This is a genomic window from Gordonia sp. LMA167, assembly GCF_058130025.1.
The window spans coordinates 6517465-6535329 of record NZ_CM176708.1; the positions used below are offsets into that span (position 1 = coordinate 6517465).

Annotated in this window: 14 protein-coding genes; 5 read left to right on the forward strand and 9 right to left on the reverse strand. The window is 65.2% G+C overall.

Features of this window, described 5'->3' with window-relative positions:
- Position 1: 1 nt before the first annotated feature.
- A complete protein-coding gene (locus ACVT6V_RS29270; RefSeq protein WP_489897549.1) occupies positions 2 to 1996 on the forward strand; it encodes an alkaline phosphatase family protein in 1995 nt (664 codons plus the stop codon).
- Positions 1997 to 2072: 76 nt separating this feature from the next.
- Positions 2073 to 2759: an O-methyltransferase gene (locus ACVT6V_RS29275; RefSeq protein ID WP_489897550.1), complete on the forward strand. Its 687-nt coding sequence runs from the start codon at positions 2073 to 2075 to the stop codon at positions 2757 to 2759.
- Position 2760: 1 nt separating this feature from the next.
- On the opposite strand, the gene ACVT6V_RS29280 is transcribed toward ACVT6V_RS29275, so the two are convergent.
- From ACVT6V_RS29280 to ACVT6V_RS29290, 3 genes are read right to left on the reverse strand one after another with little or no spacing between them, the layout of a single operon-like run.
- The gene (locus ACVT6V_RS29280) at positions 2761 to 3156 is read right to left on the reverse strand and encodes a nuclear transport factor 2 family protein (protein ID WP_489897551.1); all 396 of its coding nucleotides are present in this window, start codon (positions 3154 to 3156) and stop codon (positions 2761 to 2763) included.
- A 42-nt stretch (positions 3157 to 3198) separates the two neighbouring features.
- Positions 3199 to 4119, reverse strand: a complete 921-nt coding sequence (locus ACVT6V_RS29285; RefSeq protein WP_489897552.1) for an SDR family oxidoreductase — start codon at positions 4117 to 4119, stop codon at positions 3199 to 3201.
- Positions 4088 to 4561, reverse strand: coding sequence for a MarR family winged helix-turn-helix transcriptional regulator (locus ACVT6V_RS29290; protein WP_489897553.1), 474 nt, complete (start codon positions 4559 to 4561; stop codon positions 4088 to 4090). Before ACVT6V_RS29290 ends, ACVT6V_RS29285 begins: the two co-directional genes overlap by 32 nt.
- Before the next feature lie 89 nt (positions 4562 to 4650).
- Between ACVT6V_RS29290 and ACVT6V_RS29295 the strand changes: the two genes are divergently transcribed.
- Positions 4651 to 6150, forward strand: a complete 1500-nt coding sequence (locus ACVT6V_RS29295; RefSeq protein WP_489897554.1) for an MFS transporter — start codon at positions 4651 to 4653, stop codon at positions 6148 to 6150.
- Positions 6151 to 6466: 316 nt separating this feature from the next.
- On the opposite strand, the gene thpD is transcribed toward ACVT6V_RS29295, so the two are convergent.
- The 5 genes from thpD to ACVT6V_RS29320 all read right to left on the reverse strand — a co-directional run bounded on the left by thpD (position 6467) and on the right by ACVT6V_RS29320 (position 14252).
- Positions 6467 to 7354 carry an ectoine hydroxylase gene (thpD, locus tag ACVT6V_RS29300; RefSeq protein ID WP_489897555.1) on the reverse strand — a complete coding sequence of 296 codons (888 nt, stop codon included), beginning with the start codon at positions 7352 to 7354 and terminating at the stop codon, positions 6467 to 6469.
- Between the two features lie 288 nt (positions 7355 to 7642).
- Complete coding sequence (locus ACVT6V_RS29305) at positions 7643 to 9127, reverse strand: aldehyde dehydrogenase family protein (protein WP_489897556.1); 1485 nt, start codon at positions 9125 to 9127, stop codon at positions 7643 to 7645.
- 75 nt (positions 9128 to 9202) lie between these two features.
- Entirely contained in the window at positions 9203 to 10222 is a 1020-nt protein-coding gene (locus ACVT6V_RS29310) for a zinc-binding dehydrogenase (protein ID WP_489897557.1), read from the reverse strand.
- Entirely contained in the window at positions 10219 to 12207 is a 1989-nt protein-coding gene (locus ACVT6V_RS29315; RefSeq protein WP_489897558.1) for a hydantoinase B/oxoprolinase family protein, read from the reverse strand. Before ACVT6V_RS29315 ends, ACVT6V_RS29310 begins: the two co-directional genes overlap by 4 nt.
- Positions 12204 to 14252, reverse strand: a complete 2049-nt coding sequence (locus ACVT6V_RS29320; protein WP_489897559.1) for a hydantoinase/oxoprolinase family protein — start codon at positions 14250 to 14252, stop codon at positions 12204 to 12206. Before ACVT6V_RS29320 ends, ACVT6V_RS29315 begins: the two co-directional genes overlap by 4 nt.
- Before the next feature lie 454 nt (positions 14253 to 14706).
- Here ACVT6V_RS29320 and ACVT6V_RS29325 point away from each other — a divergent pair, with 454 nt between their 5' ends.
- Positions 14707 to 15702, forward strand: coding sequence for an AraC family transcriptional regulator (locus ACVT6V_RS29325; RefSeq protein ID WP_489897560.1), 996 nt, complete (start codon positions 14707 to 14709; stop codon positions 15700 to 15702).
- A 45-nt stretch (positions 15703 to 15747) separates the two neighbouring features.
- Here ACVT6V_RS29325 and ACVT6V_RS29330 read toward each other — a convergent pair whose 3' ends face one another.
- On the reverse strand, positions 15748 to 16428 hold the full coding sequence (locus ACVT6V_RS29330) for a GntR family transcriptional regulator (protein ID WP_489897561.1): 681 nt from the start codon (positions 16426 to 16428) through the stop codon (positions 15748 to 15750).
- 142 nt (positions 16429 to 16570) lie between these two features.
- Here ACVT6V_RS29330 and ACVT6V_RS29335 point away from each other — a divergent pair, with 142 nt between their 5' ends.
- A complete protein-coding gene (locus ACVT6V_RS29335) occupies positions 16571 to 17749 on the forward strand; it encodes an acyl-CoA dehydrogenase family protein (protein ID WP_489897562.1) in 1179 nt (392 codons plus the stop codon).
- Positions 17750 to 17865: the final 116 nt, after the last annotated feature.

The following is a 17865-nucleotide window of genomic DNA, read 5'->3' on the forward strand; positions in this document are numbered from 1 at the left end:
CATGCGCAGTACTGCCCGAGTCCTCGGCATCATCGTCGAGATTGTCGTCCTGTGGCTGACCACCACACTCGCGTTGCTTGTGCTCGATGCGGTGTTCGGTGGGGTCACACTCGATTCGGTGACGGTGGACGGTCATCGGACGACGGTGCCGGCGGCACTGGCTCTCGCCCTGGTGTTCGGATTGCTCAATGCGGTCCTGTGGCCGCTGGTCGTCCGCGCGATGTCGTGGGTCGGGCCGGTGATCCTGTTCGTGTCGGTGTTCCTGGCCGGCGGTGTGCTGCTCACCCTGTCGCTGGTCCTGGTGCCGGTGGCCACCGTCGACCGCACGCTCGACCTCTTCGTCATGGCCGCATTGTTGTCGCTGTTCAGTTCTGTCGTCGGCGGCGTCATCGCGTCCCGTTCGGACACGTCGTATCGGCTCATGCAGGTCCGACGCCAACGGTTCCGGCACCGCCGGGCGCCGGCGGTTGCCGAGGCTCCCGGCCTGCTGTGCCTGCAGATCGACGGCCTCGGCCACGGCGTGCTGCGTCGCGCCATCGCCGACGGTGTCACGCCCACCATCGCGAAACTCGTGCGGGAGAGCCATCGGCTCACCCCGTGGCACACCGACTGGAGCAGTCAGACCGGCGCGTCACAACTGGGCATCCTGCACGGGTCGAATCGCAACGTGCCCGCGTTCCGCTGGTACGACAAGGCAACCGGCACCATCTCGGTGTTCAGCAATCCCCGCGACAACGAGGAACGGGAGATCGAGCGCTCCGACATCCCCGGATTGCTGTCGGTGGACGGCGCGAGTCGCGGCAACCTGTTCACCGGCGGCGCCGACGACAACGTCCTCGTGGTCAGCCGGATGCGCGGTGCGCGACTCGGTGGCGGCGCCGGCTACTCGTCGTACTTCCTCGATCCGTCCAGTGCGCTGCGCACCGTGGTGCGCATGATCGCCGAGATCCAGCGGGAATTGCGGCAGGCCCTGCACCAGCGCCGCCGCGACATCCGGCCGCGAGTCGGTCGCGGCGGCGTGTACCCGTTCGTCCGCGCGTTCACCACCGTGGTCGCCAACGACATCACCGTGGCCGCCGTGGTCCGCGATCTGATCGATGGACGCAGCATCATCTACGCGGACCTGATCGGCTACGACGAGGTGTCCCACCACTCCGGGATCTCGCGGCCGGAAACGCTTGCGGTGCTGACGAAGATCGATGAGACGATTCGCCTGATCCTCGCGACGGTGGACCAGGCCGAGCGCGACTATCGGGTCGTGCTGCTCTCCGATCACGGGCAGAGCCAGGGCGCCACCTTCAGCCTGCGTTACGGGGAGAGTCTCGGTCACCTCGTCGACCGGCTGTGCGGCGCACCCGAGCGTCCCGACGCCGAGGATCTCACGTCGGGGCTCGACGCGGAGGGACAGCTGTACGCGTCCGCCAGCATCGGGTCGACCCAGCCGACCGAGCAGGTTGCGCCGTCACCCGACCGCCCGGTGGTGCTCGGCTCCGGCAATCTCGGCCTGATCAGCTTCCCCGCCATCACCGGGCGGGCCGACACGGCGACCATCGAGGCCGCCTACCCCGGACTCATCGATGACCTGCGACGCCACCCGGGCATAGGCTTCCTGCTGATCGCGTCACCGGACGGCGGGTCGGTGGTTCTCGGCGCCGACGGCACCGTCGATCTGACCAGCGGAGTGGTCATCGGCACCGATCCGTTGTGCGGATTCGGCGACGACGCACTCGACAAGATCCGACGGACCGACTCTTTTGACAACGTCGCCGACATCATGGTCGGCGGCGCCTACTGGCCGGAGACCGACGAGGTCGCCGCGTTCGAGAATCAGGTCGGCTCCCACGGCGGCATGGGCGGCCCGCAGAGCACCCCGTTCCTCCTCTACCCGATGGACCTGCCGGATCCACCGCAACCGATCCACGGCGCCGAGGCCGTCCATCGTGTGCTTGCCGGCTGGCGGGATCTCGCCCGAGACGACCTCCGCGCAGACGCCTGAGCGCGCTGTGCAGAGCAGAACTGCAGCGAGTCGGCACATTCAGCGAATCGCAAGGTAACCGCTCTACCGTGGTCAGATGACCACCACCCTCGACACCGATCCCGTCGCGCGCACGATCGCCGCGCTCTACGCGAGGGCGACGACGCCTCCCACCGGCCGACCGTCGGAAGGAGGGCGGCACCGCGCATCCGGGGCCACCGCCGCCGAACGCGCCGATGCCGCCGAGGACCGGTACATGCCGGTCAGCCCGATGGCCGGTCGCCTGATGTACTCGCTGATCCGTGCGACCCGACCCGCCACGGTCGTCGAATTCGGTATGTCCTATGGCATCTCGACGCTCCATCTGGCTGCAGCGGTGCGCGACAACGGGCTCGGTCATGTCTACACCACCGAGCTGAATACGAAGAAGATCACCACCGCCACAGCAACTTTCGCCGACGTCGGCCTCGGCGACGTGATCACCGTGCTCGACGGCGACGCCCTCGAGACCTTGACGACGATCGACTCCGAGATCGGTTTCGTCTTCATGGACGGCTGGAAGGAGATGTATCTGCCGGTGCTCGAGCTCCTCGAGCCGCGACTGCCCGTCGGCGCTCTGGTGGTGGCCGACAATACCGAGAGCCCCGACGCAATCGGGTATCTCGAGCGCGTGCGTGCTCCCGAAAACGGTTACACCAGCGTCAATTTCCCCGGCAAGGGTTCGGACACGATGGAGCTGTCCCTGCCGGGTGTGAGCGGCGAACCGTTGGCAGCAGAGCGCTGATTCAGCTGCTCCGCGCGGCCCTCTCGGTGATGTCGGCGAAGCGTGCACCCATCTCGCGCGCGAGCGCTTCGGCGGCCCGCAGCGGCCGCACCATCACCATGAAGTCGACGATCTTGCCGTCGTCGTCGAAGCGCAGGAAGTCGCAACCGGTGACGGCCAGTCCGTCGACCTTCGCCTCGAACACCAGCGCGTGATCGCGATCCGCGGCCTGCCCGACCTCGCGGACGTAACGAAAGTCCTCGAACACCTCGACGACGGTCCGCAGGATCGCGTTGGTGATCGCCTTGCCTTCGTAGGGCTTGAATGCGACCGGGCTGCGGAAGACGACGTCGTCGGCGAGCATCGCCTCGACGGCGTCCATGTCGCGGGCATCGATGGCCTCGCGGAAACTCGACATCACTCGGTGATCCTTCTGGTCGGTACAAAGACTGCGGGACGGTCAGTACGTGGCGACGCGACCCTCTCGCGGAGCACGGTACATCTTCACCAGAAAACCCGGGACAGATCGCAGCGGCAGCGGACGCGGCCATCCGCCCGGACGGATCAGCGCGTCGGTCCCTCCGTCGACCATGACCACGCTGCCGACGAGGAAATCCGCAGCCGGTGACACCATCATCATCACCCATTCACTGATCTGTGCGGGCGTGCCGAACTCACGGATCGGCAGGGGAAACGATCGAACCTGGGACCCGGTGGGGCTGTCCAACTGCGATCGCAACAGCGGCGTCATCACCGGTCCGGGCGCGATCACGTTCAACCGGATGCCTGCGCCGGCCCACTCGTCGGAGACCGCCCGTTCGCGACACCATCGGGTCACCGCGAGCTTCGACGCCGCATACACCACCGGAGCAGACAAACCCCATCGTCGCCGGATCTGCCGGACGGCGCGGTCGAGGTCGCCCTCGATGAGCCGATGCACGGCCCGTCGCGGTACGAACGGAGTGGTCGTGGTCGAGTTCGACCCCAGCACCACCACCTTGGCATCGCCGCCGGCCACGAGGGCCTTGCGCCATCCGCCCAGCAACTCGGTGACCCCGAGGACGTTGACCTCGCAGATCACCCGCTCACGACCCTTGGTCGGGCCGAGACCGGCCGCGAGCACCGCGCCGTCGAGCCGACCCTCGGCCAGCTCGTCGACTCGTTCGACGGCCGATCGTCGGCCGGCCGGTGTCGCGAGGTCGGCCGTGACGTCGACGTCGCGCAGGTCGACCCCGATCACACGATGACCGTCCTCGCGCAGTCGCTGCGCAACAGCCGAGCCGATGCCGGAGGCGGCACCGGTCACCACAAATGTCCCCACCCCAGTCCCCTCTGCAATCAGTTCGTACTCACCGCGACGAATGCTCGTGCTGGCGCACATACGTGCGCTCGTAGGCGTCGTTGAACGCGCGCAATTCGTGCAGCAATGCTTCCGGCGTACCCGGCGCGAGATCGGCGAAGACCCGCTTGAGGCGTTCGGCACGCAGATGGCCGTCGTGCTCGAAGGCCTCGATCCCGATGGACGTCGGCCGGATCCGCCGACTCACCTGTCCGGCGACCTCGAATCGCTCGAGGTATCCATGCTTGATCGCCGCATTCACCTGTCGGTTGACGGTTGATTGTTCGAGGTCGAGATCCTCGCTCAACTCCCGCAGTGTGCGCGGGCCGTTCTCGGACAGCGTCCACAGAATGGCGAAGGCGGACGCCTCCATGGTCGCGCCCGCATAGACGTCGGTCTTGCGCCGACTCATCCGGAGGAGTTCCTCGACAAGGTCGCGGTAGAGCGGCGACGGCCAGACCCAATCGTCACCGGCACTCGTCATGGGCTCATCCTCCCCTGTTCGCTGTCGCCAATCTACCCAGCAGTTGGCATGTGCATCATACATATGTACGCTACACACAACGAAGGAGGATGCCCATGAGCAAGACGCCCACCGGCGGTTCGTCGGCCGTTCCCGTAGACGCGGAACTCACCGGCGACGATCACACCGGCGCCGCCGTCGCGGTGGTGGCGGTGCTGTGCTTCGGCGGTCTCGTCGCATCGCTGATGCAGACACTGATCATCCCGATCCAGTCCGAGCTACCGCACCTGCTGAACACGTCGATCTCGAACTCGTCCTGGGTGGTCACCGCGACCCTGTTGGCCGGGGCGGTCGCGATGCCTGTCGCCGGTCGCCTCGGCGACATGCTCGGCAAGCAGCGGGTCCTGCTGGCGAGCGCTGCACTGCTGATTGTCGGTTCGGTGGTCTGCGCCTTGAGTACCGCGCTGATCCCGATGGTGGTCGGACGCGCCATTCAGGGTCTGGCGATGGGCTTCATTCCCGTCGGCATCAGCCTGATGCGCGAGGTCACTCCACCGCGACTGAACTCGATGGCGGTGGCCGCGATGAGCGCGACGATGGGCGTCGGCGGCGCGATCGGCCTGCCCCTGTCGGCGTGGGTCGCACAGTCCTGGGACTGGCACATGCTCTTCTGGGGGTCGGCCGCTCTCGCGGTGCTGATCACCGCACTCGTCGCGATCTTCGTCCCGCATGTCGACGACAGCCACGGAGGGCATTTCGATATCGTCGGCGCACTCGGCCTCGCGGTCGGCCTCTCCGGCGTGCTGATCGCCATCTCGAAGGGCAATTCCTGGGGCTGGGGCACCGGCACCACCCTGGGCCTGCTCTTCGGCGGCGTGGTGATCCTGATCGGCTGGGGCGTTTACGAACTTCGCCACAACGATCCACTGGTGGACCTGCGCACCACGGCGCGGCCCGCGGTGTTGTTGACCAACCTCGCCGCCATCGCCATCGGCTTCGGCATGATGGCGCAGGCCGTGGTGATGCCGCAGTTCCTCGAATTGCCCGAAGCCGTGGGCGGTATGGGACAGACACTGCTCGCGGCCGGCCTGTGGATGGCTCCGGGCGGCCTGATGATGCTGATCTTCGCGCCGGTGTCGGGCACCTTGATCAACACGATCGGCGCCAAGCTGACGATGGCGATCGGGGCGTCGGTGCTCGGTCTGGGCTATCTCGGCGCATTCCTTCTGATGGACGCCCCGTGGCAGCTGGCGCTGGCGTCGGTGATCTGCTCGGCGGGTGTCGGCATCGGCTATGCCGCGATGCCCACCCTGATCATGAACTCGGTGCCCATCACCGAGGCCGGCGCGGCGGTGGGCCTCAATGCCCTGATGCGGTCGATCGGCACGACCAGCGCATCGGCGGTGATGGCACTGGTCCTCACCAGCTCGACGGTCAGCTTCGATGCGGTTGTGGTGCCCAGCCATTCGGCGTTCCGGTGGTGCTTCCTGATCGGCGCCATCGCCGCGTTCGTGGGTGTGGCGATCGCTCTGCTCGTGCCGGTGGCGCGCAAGCAGAAGGACGGCGCGGCCGCGACCACCCAGCAGCCGGTGTCCGCGGCGCAGTCATGACCTGAACACACGCAGAACTCCCACTTACACCCAAAGCATGGCGTGTAAGTGGGAGTTCTGCGTGTGTAGCCATTCACCGGTCCCTGACGAGGTCCGGAGCGCCAGCGCAGGACCGTCACCCCGATCCCTGAGGAGGTCCGGAGCGCCAGCGCAGGACCGTCACGAAGGGCGGCCCTTCGTGACGCATCGCTCGTTCCTCGCGAGGCTCCTCAGGGACCGAAAGGGATGACGCAAGCCCGTTCCTCGCGAGGCTCCTCAGGGACCGAGTGCATCGCCCGTTCTCGCGAGGCCCCTCAGGGACCGGAGGAAAGTCAGATCACCTGTGCGCGAGGTAATCCGGGCGCGGTCGATCGGCCGCGAACGGCTCGCCGATGGCATTCGACTTCGCGTTGAACACGACGAACAGGTTGCTGCGCGGGAACGGGGTGATGTTGCCCGACGACGCGTGCATGCAGTTCGAGTCGAAGTACAGCGCCGATCCCGCCGGCCCGGTGACCATGTCGATGCCGTGCTCTTCGGCGAGTTCGGTGACGTCAGTCTCCTCCGGCGTGCCGAACGGCGGCCGATACGAGGTCAGCGACTCCCGGTGGTAGTCCCCCGGCGTCTCGCCGACGCAGGTCAGGAACTTCTTGTGCGAGCCCGGGATGATCATGAGCGCGCCGTTGTACTCGTAGTTCGGTGTCAGCGCGAGAGATACGCTGAGAGCTCGCGGCTTCGGCATCCCGTCCTCGGCGTGCCAGGTCTCGAAGTCCGAGTGCCAATAGAACGGCCCACCGGCGAAGCCCGGCTTCAGGTTCATCCGACTCTGGTGGACGTAGACATCGTCATCGAGGATCTGCCGTGCGACCCCGACGATCTCTTCACGTGCACAGATCTCGGCGATCACGTCGCTGAGCTGATGCACCGCGAAGAGTGACCGCACATCACCGGAGGACGACTCGCGAACCACGCGTTCGTCACGCCCGAGCCGCTCGGTGATGACATCGACTTCGTTCATACATGCGCTGATGTCCCGATCACTCAAGACATTCGACGCGGTGTGGTACCCACGAGCGTCGTACGCCGACAGCTGCTCTGACGACAGTGGCCCGCTTCCCGACGTGTCACCCCAGACCGTCGGATGGGGCCGCGGCTCGATCTGGCCGGCCTCGTTCAAACGCGTGCGATAGACATCTACTGGTCTAGTTGCTGTTTGAGTTATCACGATCTGCGTTGATCCTTTCCCTCAATCGGCATCTATGCCGTGTTCTGTTGTGGTGTTTCGTTTGTATTGCGCGGGCTTTGGCTTTGCGTTTCACGCGCCGCGCGCCACCCGAGGTTCGCAGACGTCACCACATCAGTGCAAGGCACTCCCGAAATGGCGACGACCTCGCGGAATGACGTTCTCGTGACGACCCGTGCGCACTGATCTGCGATGACATCGTTGTCGGCGATACAAAGATCCGCCTGCGCCGACAAATGAGACATTTGCCACATCTATCGGCCCAGACCGCTATTCGCCGATGTTCATGTAGACGGCCTTGGGATAGAGGTAGCTTTCGACGTGGTCGCGCGCGCCCTTCCATCCGTATCCGCTCATCTTGGTGCCGCCGAAGCCGATCGCGGGGTCGAGGATGCCGTAACAGTTCACCCAGACCGTCCCGGCGTCGATGGCCTGCGACACACGATGCGCACGGCCCACACTCTCGGTCCACAACCCGCCCGCGAGGCCATAGGGAGTCGCGTTCGCCAGGCGAACCGCGTCGGCCTCGGTGTCGAACGGGATGACCGTCGCCACCGGCCCGAAGATCTCTTCCTGCGCGATCGTCATGTCATTGGTGGCGCCGGCGAACACCGTTGGTTCGATGAAGAATCCCCCGGACCCCTCACCCTGCAGGCGGCGTCCCCCCGCCATGAGTTCCGCCTCACCGCTGCCGACGTCGATATAACGCAACACGCGGTCGAGTTGGCGTCCGCTGATGAGCGGGCCGAGTTGCGTGTCGGGATCGAGGCCGTCGCCCACGCGGATCGTCTGGGTGAACTGGGCGATACGCTCGACGAACTCGTCGTGGATCGGACGTTGGACAAAGATGCGCGTCCCGGCAACGCACACCTGCCCGCTGTTGGTGTACACACCCATCGCGGCCCCCGGTACTGCCTTGTCGAGATCGGCATCGGCGAAGACGATGTCGGGCGACTTCCCACCAAGCTCCATCTGCAGCCGCTTGAGGTTTCCCGCCGACGCGCGAACGATCGTCTGCGCGGTACCCACCGAGCCCGTGAATGCGATCCGATCGACCCCGTCATGCTCGGCCAGTGCTGCACCGGCGTCCTTCCCGTAGCCGGTGACGACGTTGATCACGCCCGGCGGGACACCGGCTTCCGTCATCAGCTCCGCCACTCGCAGGACAGAGAGTGAGGCGTCCTCGGCAGGCTTGAGAACTGCGGTACAACCAGTTGCCAGGGCAGGTCCGAAGATCCACCACAGCCCGATGAGCGGCCCGTTCCATGGGATGATCCCGCCGACCACACCCACCGGGCGAAGCGAGCGGAGCGTGAGGAATTGCCCGGGAAGCGAATTGGGCGGGGCGGAGACGGCTCCCGCTCCGGTCTGAGATGCAAAGAATTGCAACACCTGCGAGGTCCATTCGCGCAACCCCTTGGTCCGCGACAGCGGGGCACCCATGTCGAGTGTCTCGATCATGGCGAGCTCGTCGAAATTCTCCAACACCACATCGTGGACGCGCAGCAGCAACTTGCGACGCTCGTGCGGGGTCCAGCGACTCCATTCACCGTCGAACGCGGTTCGTGCGGCCTTCACCGCGCGGTCGACGTCCTCGGCATCGCCCGCTGCGATCGTTCCCAACGCCCCGCCCGTCGCCGGGTTGATGACGTCAATCGTGTTCCCCGACGCGGCGGGCAGCCATTGCCCGCCGATCAAGTTGGTCTTGTCGCCGCCGATGAAGGCGGGAAGCTGGTGGGTGGTGGTCAGTGTCATCGTTCTGTCTCCGTCACCGTTCTGTCTCCGTCACTGTTCTGTCTCGGTCGCTGCGCTGTGCGCGCTGGGGATCGCCTACTCGGCGAACTCGAAGACGCCCTTGCCCGCGTCTTGCTTGTCGAACCAGGCATAGGCCTCTAAGGCCTGCTCGATCGTCCAGGTGTGCGAGTACAGGTCGTCCACCGGAAGATCATGCGCGACAACGTAGTCGGCTGCACGCGCCTGCTCGATCGATGACATCGTCCACGACGTCATGATCGTCCACTGCTTCTTGTAGATCTGCTGGGTGGTGAACCCGACACGACCCGGGAGTCCGGTGAACGACACCCGCCCGAAGGTTCCGAGCACGCTCAACGCATCTTCACTCGCACGGCCGGATGTCTCCATCACCACGTCCGCCATCCGTCCTCCGGTGTGATCGGCGACGATCTCGGCGAGGTTCTCCTCACGAGAGTTCACGACGAGTGCCGCCCCGAATCGCTTTGCCTGCGCAAGTCGCGCCGCGTCGATGTCGACCGCGATCACCGTGGCCCCCATCGAGGCGGCGAACATGGTCGCCGAGAGTCCAACCGGCCCTTGCCCGATGACGACGGTCACGGTGTCCTCGACACCGCCGAGACGTTTGATCGCACCCCAAGCGGTTCCGGTACCACAGCCGATGGCCGCCCCTGCTCGAAACGAGAGGCCGGCCGGCATCGGCAGCAATGTGCTCGCCGGGACCACCGCGTACGGGGCATGACCGCCGTTGGCATGGATGGCCATGGTGGTTCCGGGTGCCGTTTCGCACATCTGCGGCCACCCCGCACGGCACCGCCGACACATGCCGCACCCCCAGTAATGGTGGATCATCACCGGATCACCCACGCGTATGAGGGAATCGGGCACACCCGGTCCGAGCGTGTGCACCACACCGCACGGCTCGTGTCCTTGGATCACCGAGTGATCGAACTCGAAGCTGCCGTGATAGAAGTGCAGGTCACTGCCGCACATCCCGGACGCGCGGATCGCGACGACCACCTCACCAGGCCCAGGTTCGGGTTCTGGGAACTCCTGCAGCGCCGCGGTTGCATCGCCGGCGAACACTATGCCCTTCATCGTCTTTCTCCTCCCGTCTGGTCTGCACGGAGTCGTGCCGTGGCCTCGGTGTCGATGCGGAGTTCCTCGGGTTTGCGGTGCGGATCACCGAGGACCACCACGCCGTAGTCGCGCGCGGCCGCCTCAATGCTCACGTACTCGTTGCGCACGTCTCGCAACACTGCCTGGGGATCACGGGTCTTCGGGTCTCCCCAACCGCCGCCACCGTTGGTCAGGCACCGCAACAGTGTCTTCGCTTCGGTGCGCCACACCCGTTGCGACGCAAAGTAGTGATAGCTACCGTGCTCGGGATCCACACACTTGGTGTCGGGGTGGAGAACACCTGCGACGGGCACACTGTCGTGGTAGGCCGAGTCGTCGGTTGCCCGCATCGCGAAACCGTCTTCCTGCGGCGGGAACAGCCACATCGCGCCGTTCGGTCCGGCCTGCCCACCGTTGGCCCCCACCCCGCTCGGCTCCTTCGTCCGGAACGGTGAGAGATATTGTTCGGCGGCGGTGAGCCACAGGGTGTCCTTGAGATTGGCCGCGCCACCGCGGTGCCGACCCGCGCCGCCGGTGTCGATCGCATGCTCCTTGCGGAGGACCACCACCGGTGAGTCGTGCTCGATGGTCTCGGTCGCGGGGTCGAGATTGTTGAGCGTGAACAACACCGTGTAGCTGTCGCCGTCCCCTTCGGCGGTGGCGCCCCACGGACCGTGCTCGCCGCCGCACTGGGTGGCGCTCGTCCACGGGAGTCCGGCATCGGTGACCCCGGAAGCGTTGTGGGTGTTGGTGGACCCGTAGTCGCCGCCGACGCCGCGGGAACCGAGTACCGGGTTGAGGGCGTCGAAGATCGCCGACACCACGGCACCCGACGACTCCCAGAACATCATGATCCCACCGTCCGGCGGAAGCGAGGAGACGATCGTGCCTGGCGGGGTGAGCAGGTCGATGCTGCGCCACGTTCCCGAGGTGAACGGCACGCTCGGGTCGAGCAGCATCGTCAAGGCCACACCGACCGATGTCTTGGCATCCAGCACACCACAATTGATGCATGTACGCGCTTGCTGCGAGGTGCCGCTGAGATCGATCTCGATGTCTCGTCCCCGCTTGCGCAGCCCGACCTGCACACGGTATTCGATACTCTCGTCGAGTCCGTCGGCATCGATCAGAGCCGTCCCGTGGTAGTCACCGTCGGGAATGGCCTCGATGGCGTCGCCCATCTTCTCGGCAGAACTGTCGCAGGCATACGTCAGGGTTCCCAAATACGCGTCGAGACCGTAGCGCTCGATGTTGCCGAGCACGAGACGCTCTCCCAACTTGAGCTGGCCGAGGATGCTCTTGAAGTCCGGCAGCAGCATTCCGCCCCATCGCGTGTTGTCGAAGATGAGGCTGAAGGCGGAGCGCACGGGTTCGTCACCGGACCACAGAAGCATCGGCGGGAGGACCAAACCGTTCTCGTACACATTGGTCTTGGTGGCCGAGAATCCGCCGGGGACAGTGCCACCCATGTCGAGTTGATGGGCGCACATGGTCACGAACGACACGAGCGCCTCGCCTCGGAACACCGGTCGGATGAAGGCGACGTCGTTGACGTGGCGCCCGCCGCGGTAGGGGTCGTTGCAGATCAGTACATCCCCGGGCCTGAGGTTCTGCGGACCGTACTCGGCCACCGTGTTGCGGACCGCGTCGCCCATGGTGCCCAGGAACACCATCAGACTGTTGCTGACCACCGCCATGGGATAGTCGGCTTCCGGCGGCCCGGTGATGGTGCACGCGAAGTCGTACCAGTCACGAATGATCGGCGAGAATGCCTCTCGCATGAAGCCGGTCGACATGTGCTCGACGATGTAGTCCAGTCGATTACCGATCACCGATGCCGTGAATCGGTCACAGTGATAGCGCGTCTCGAAGTCGGCGTCGGACAGGTCCCGAATCTTCCGCTCGAGGGTATCGGTGGCGTTGCCCATGCCCGTGGTCTGCGTTGGCTCGAGTGTGCTGGTCATGATGCGTTGTTCCTCCGTATGACGATCTCGCCGTAGGTTCCGACGATGGCGTGCTGCCTGGCACCGATGTGTGTGGTGGACAGACCTTCGTTGACGATCGCGGGCCCACTCAGGACATCTCCGGCACGCAGTGACGCGCGGTCATAAACGTTCGCGATCTGCTCACCGCCCTCGTCCTCGCCGAGGTCACCCAGGAAGCGCAGCACTCGCGTACCGCTTGGCACCAGCGGTTCACCCTCTCGCGCAGGCAGTTGCGGGTATTCGACCTTGTCGGTACGCAACACCGCCCTGACACGGAAGGTGGCACCCTCGACCGGGATCATCTCGAAACGGTTGCCGGAACGGCCCTCGTAGGTCTCGTGAAATGCGGCCACCATCGTCGCGATCGCCGCGGCATCCAATGTTCCGTCGGGGACGGGGACAAACGGGGTGTCCCAGCTCTGGCCGACGAGATGTGCGTCCATGCTCCGATGGATCTCGACCTCTGTCGCGCCGCCAAGTTGTTCGCGGAGTTCGGCGTCGAGTTCGGCGAAGATCTGGTCGATCTGTGCTGCGTGCGAGTCGTCGAGCATCAGGTAGGCACTGCGCTGCACCGCGAACACCTGATCGGCAGAGAGGAGACCGAGTGCCGAGAAGAGTCCGGGACTGGGCGGGATGATCACCTGCTTGCACTGCACGGCGTCGAGGACGGCGGGCAGCAACATCGGGCCGGCGGCGCCGAAAGCCATGAGGCTGTGGTCGCGTGGGTCCACACCGTTCTTGATGGCGACGTTGAAGACACCTTCGGCCATGTTGTGCACGGCCATCTCGTAGGCATAACGCACTCGCCGGCCCAACGACAGGTCACAGTCGAGCGATTCGAATGCTCTGCGCGACAGCTGCCGATCGATGGCAACCTCCCCGCCGGCGAAGCCCTGAGGGTCGAGGATGCCGATCATCAAGGCCGTGTCGGTGGTGGTCGGCTGTGTTCCGCCTCGGTCGAAGCAGGCCGGCCCGGGTTCGGCACGAGCGCTGTCCGGACCGACCAGGATCTCACCGTGAGTACCGATGTGGACGATGCTTCCACCGCCGGCGCCGATGCTGGAGATGTCGTTGGCCAGGGCATTGACCACCAGATCGTGCTCGAGTTCGAACGAGGTGTTCACAAACGGCTCGCCCGCGGTGACCACACTGATGTCACAGGACGTGCCACCCACGTCGGCACAAAGAAGGTCTTTCTCGCCGATCAGTGATCCGAAGTGGGCGCAGGCCACGGTCCCTGCGGCGGGCCCCGAGAACACGACTCGGAATGGCCGGGCCATCGCATGCTCGACAGGTACGAGCGTCGCCGCGCAGTCGGCGAAGTTGAGCTGGCCGGAGAATCCGAGGTCGTGCAGTCCGGTGTCCAGTCGGCGGGAGTAGTCGGCATAGATGATTTTCATGAGGGAATCGACCACGGTGGTCGAGGCCCGCGCATACTCCTTGGCCAGGGGCGAGACCTCACTGGAGATGGAGACGGGTACGTCGCCGATGATCTCCACGACGAGCTCCCGCAGGCGCTGCTCGTGTGCGGGGTTGACATAGGCATTGATCAGACAGATCGCCACACCCGCGACCCCGCAGTCACGCAGGACCTCGATCTCGGCGCGCGCCTGGTCCTCGTCCAGGTCGAACAGGACCGCGCCATCGGCGAGCATGCGTTCGGCAATCCCGCGGCGGAGGTACCGGTCGACCAGCGGGCGCGCGGCATCACCGAAGCTGCGCCGCCACCCCGGATTGAGGATCGCGTCGGCCGGTCGCCAGACCCGCCCCATGTCGAGGATGTCTCGATGGCCCTCGGTGGTGAGGAATCCGATCTTCGGCAGGTTGCGGGTGATGATCGCATTGAGTCCGTGCGTGCTGGCGTGGTTGAAGACCGTCGAGTCCTCGACACCGAGACGGGCTGCACCGGCGAGGACTGGCGCGGCGACGTCGTCGTACGCGGTGGAGACCTTGGTGGTCAGGATCTGTCCGTCACGCCAGCCGACGACATCGGTGAACGTTCCCCCTACATCTACGGCAATCATTCGACTTGTCCCTTCATCGTGGTTTCTGTTTCGAGCACGTCGATCAGACGAGATCGACCAGTAGGGTGATCGGACCCAGGCGGTTCGCCGGCGTCCGATCGACTGAGAACAGGCACGCCTGACATTTCGTGACGCGGACCCATCCCGACTCACTGACGGCGTCGTAGCGAGCAAGATCCACCGCTTGGCAGCGGGGGCATTGCCCCGGCACGATCTCACGCTCCACTTCAGGTGCGGACTTGGTCATGTCGCTCCAATCTCTTTCTCCGACATCGGGTACGGCCACGCTAGGAGAGCGTGACGAGCCCCACAATCCGCAATGCGAGCGCGATGTCCCCAAAGCGAAATCTTGTCCATAATGCGTAACGCTTCATCCGCAATGCGTTGACAACCGTGCGCCATGCTGTGCCACACTGGGCTGTGATGACCGTCACCTACCGAGCGGGAGGTTTGTATGCCGCTCCTGACTCGTGCCGCACCCGCGGTCCATCGAACGTTCACCACGTCCGATCCCGGGTTGGCGCATGAGCACGTCCAGGACACCTTCGCGGTCCACGACTTGGCACTCGACAGCGATGACCAGGTGCGCTTCCGACTCGATTCGGCAACCACCGAACGGGTGACGGTCGGGCGGATGGCCTACGGGGTACCTGCTCATATCGACGGTCCCGCGATGCGCGACTGCTACCACGTGAATCTGCTCGTGTCGGGTCGTTGCACCGTCGCCCAGAACGACCGAAGTGCGTCCTTCTCCACCGATGAGGGCAGTGCGGGAGTGGTCTTCGGCCCCGACGCCCCGGTGCTGATCGACTGGAGCGGGGATTGCGCGCAGTACCACATGAAGCTGACACGGACCACCTTCGAGGAACATGCAGCTCGACTCGTCGGGCACACGACACCGTCGACGATCGACTTCGACCTCACCTTCCCGCTGGATTCTGCCGCGGGACGATCGTTGTGCTCATCGGTCGCCTTCTACTACTCCCAGTTGGCCGCCGACGGCGGGCTGGCGACCATGCCGGCCGTGCAGCGGGAACTCGAATCGGCACTGATGACGCAGGTCCTGCTCGTCGCACGGAGCAACCTGACCGCGGAACTCGTTCGTGACGTGCCACGCCGGCCCGACAAGGTGATCCGAGATGTCATGGACCACATCGACTGCCATGCGCGTGACGACTTGTCGATCGTGATGCTTGCCGAGTCGTTCGGGATCACGGCTCGCACTCTGCAGACCGGATTCCAGCGAGAGGTCGGGATGACTCCGAGCGCCTACATCCGGGCTGTCCGTCTCGACGGGGCACATCGAGATCTCTCGGCCGGACGGGGACTTTCGGTCAGCGAGATCGCCAACCGATGGCACTTCTTCCACCTGGGACGATTCGCCCAACAGTATCGGTCCCGCTTCGGTCGGACCCCGTCGGAGACTCTGCACGGCGCAGCGACCTGGTGACCCGGCAGCTCACCGGTTCACCGGGGCATCGTCACCTTCGCCAAATCACTCGTCCCAGAATCCTCGGCCCTCGAGGAGAGCAACAGCCTGATTGCCCCCGCGCAGAAAGTGCCCCTCGGTCAGCACTCTGGCCATGCCCCCTGACCGGGCGCGCAGCGCGTCCAAGATCTCTCGATGATCGCGGAGCCCGGAGGCGACCCAGTCGGGGTGGGCGTCGTAGAACCCCGTCGGGATCGCGCTGCTGAGCATCTTCAGCTCGGAAACAAGGCGACGGGAACGCGCGCCGCGATTGATGACACGATGAAACGCGAAGTTCAGGCGCTCGTTCGACTCTGCGGCGTCGCCTGTTTCCATAGCCGTCGCGATCCGATCCAGCTCGATGAGCTCGTCGTCGGAAAGGTTCACCGACGCGCGTTCGGCGGCGAGGCCGGAGATCGCCCCGAGCATCCAGTAATGGTCCCGAACGTCCTCCCGCGACAATTGTGCGACGTACGCCCCTCGACGTGGGATCACCTGAATGATCCCCTCCCCTTCGAGCGCGATCAGGGCCTCACGAACCGGTAGCTTGCTGACGCCCAACCGTCTGGCAATCGCCTCCTGATCGACCTTTGAGCCGGGGCGCAGACCGCCACCGAACACCAGCCGACGGATCTCCTGCGCCGCGATCTGCTTGAGGACCGATGACGGCTCCTCCGAAGCGCTGCTGTTTCCCTCTGTCCCTCGCACCGCTCAACCCTATCGCGGCGACAATCGATCGTGCATGACTTTTTTGATAATTTTTTGTCCGGAAACGCTGGTCGTGCGCTCATCTGTGCAGTTCATATGATCCGATCTGGTCTACGGATTATATTTTTGATACTCTTCGGCCATGACTTCCCTAATACAACCGTCCACCGTCTCCGACGAGGACTTCCACCAGATCCATGACCTCGTCGCCGACTTCATCCGCTCCAAGGTCGTCCCGCGCGAACAGGAGATCTCCGAAACGAACGCGATTCCGGCCGATCTCCGCACACAGGCGGCCGAGATCGGCCTCTTCGGATACGCCATCCCGCAGGAGTGGGGCGGTCTGGGCCTCGACCTGACCCAGGACGTGGAACTGGCGATGGAGTTCGGGTACACCTCGCTGTCGTTACGGTCAATGTTCGGGACGAACAACGGCATCGCCGGCCAAGTCCTCGTCAACTTCGGGACCGATGTTCAGAAGCAGGACTGGCTGGAACGAATCGCCTCGGGTGAGGTCGTGGCATCCTTCGCGCTCACCGAGCCGGGGGCGGGTTCCAATCCGGCCGGCTTGCGCACCAAAGCCGTCCGCGACGGTGACGACTGGGTGATCAACGGGCAGAAACGCTTCATCACCAACGCCCCCATCGCCGATCTCTTCGTGGTCTTCGCACGGACCCGGCCGGCCGATGCATCCGGCACGGGAATCGCGGTCTTCCTGGTGCCCGCCGACACGCCGGGCCTCGAGGTCGGCGTGAAGGACAAGAAGATGGGGCAAGAGGGCGCGTGGACCGCCGACGTCAACTTCACCGACGTCCGAGTGCCGTCGTCAGCGTTGGTCGGCGGCGACGAGGATGCCGGCTATCGCGCGGCGATGACGTCGCTGGCCCGCGGCCGCGTACACATCGCGGCCCTGGCCGTCGGCACGGCACAACGGGCACTCGACGAATCGGTGGAATACGCCGCAACCGCGACGCAAGGCGGCACCCCCATCGGGGATTTCCAACTGGTGCAAGCGATGTTGGCCGACCAGCAAACCGGGGTCATGGCCGGGAGGGCCCTCGTCCGAGAGACGGCCCGCAAGTACGCAACGGGCGATGATCGCCGGATCGCACCGTCGGCGGCAAAGCTCTATTGCACCGAGATGGCCGGCAAGGTCGCCGACCTCGCGGTCCAGATCCACGGCGGCAGCGGATACATGCGTGAAGTCGCCGTCGAACGCATCTACCGCGACGTACGCCTGCTGCGTCTCTACGAGGGCACCAGCGAGATCCAGCGCCTGATCATCGGCGGTGGGCTGGTCCGAGCGGCCAAGAACAAGTAATTCATCAACGTGCGCAGGTGATCTCGATCTCGACAGGCTCGATCCGGCGGATACGGCGGCCCCCAACCGCTGGTCGAGTAGCGACGCGCGAGCGTAGCGAGCCCGCCGCGTATCGA

Excerpts from the sequence above, each read along its gene's own strand:
- ACVT6V_RS29270 (WP_489897549.1), top strand. The coding sequence starts at position 2 with ATGCGCAGTACTGCCCGAGTCCTCGGCATCATCGTCGAGATTGTCGTC.
- ACVT6V_RS29275 (WP_489897550.1), top strand. The coding sequence starts at position 2,073 with ATGACCACCACCCTCGACACCGATCCCGTCGCGCGCACGATCGCCGCG.
- ACVT6V_RS29280 (WP_489897551.1), bottom strand. The coding sequence starts at position 3,156 with ATGTCGAGTTTCCGCGAGGCCATCGATGCCCGCGACATGGACGCCGTC.
- ACVT6V_RS29285 (WP_489897552.1), bottom strand. The coding sequence starts at position 4,119 with ATGTGCGCCAGCACGAGCATTCGTCGCGGTGAGTACGAACTGATTGCA.
- ACVT6V_RS29290 (WP_489897553.1), bottom strand. The coding sequence starts at position 4,561 with ATGACGAGTGCCGGTGACGATTGGGTCTGGCCGTCGCCGCTCTACCGC.
- ACVT6V_RS29295 (WP_489897554.1), top strand. The coding sequence starts at position 4,651 with ATGCCCATGAGCAAGACGCCCACCGGCGGTTCGTCGGCCGTTCCCGTA.
- ACVT6V_RS29305 (WP_489897556.1), bottom strand. The coding sequence starts at position 9,127 with ATGACACTGACCACCACCCACCAGCTTCCCGCCTTCATCGGCGGCGAC.
- ACVT6V_RS29310 (WP_489897557.1), bottom strand. The coding sequence starts at position 10,222 with ATGAAGGGCATAGTGTTCGCCGGCGATGCAACCGCGGCGCTGCAGGAG.
- ACVT6V_RS29315 (WP_489897558.1), bottom strand. The coding sequence starts at position 12,207 with ATGACCAGCACACTCGAGCCAACGCAGACCACGGGCATGGGCAACGCC.
- ACVT6V_RS29320 (WP_489897559.1), bottom strand. The coding sequence starts at position 14,252 with ATGATTGCCGTAGATGTAGGGGGAACGTTCACCGATGTCGTCGGCTGG.
- ACVT6V_RS29325 (WP_489897560.1), top strand. The coding sequence starts at position 14,707 with ATGCCGCTCCTGACTCGTGCCGCACCCGCGGTCCATCGAACGTTCACC.
- ACVT6V_RS29335 (WP_489897562.1), top strand. The coding sequence starts at position 16,571 with ATGACTTCCCTAATACAACCGTCCACCGTCTCCGACGAGGACTTCCAC.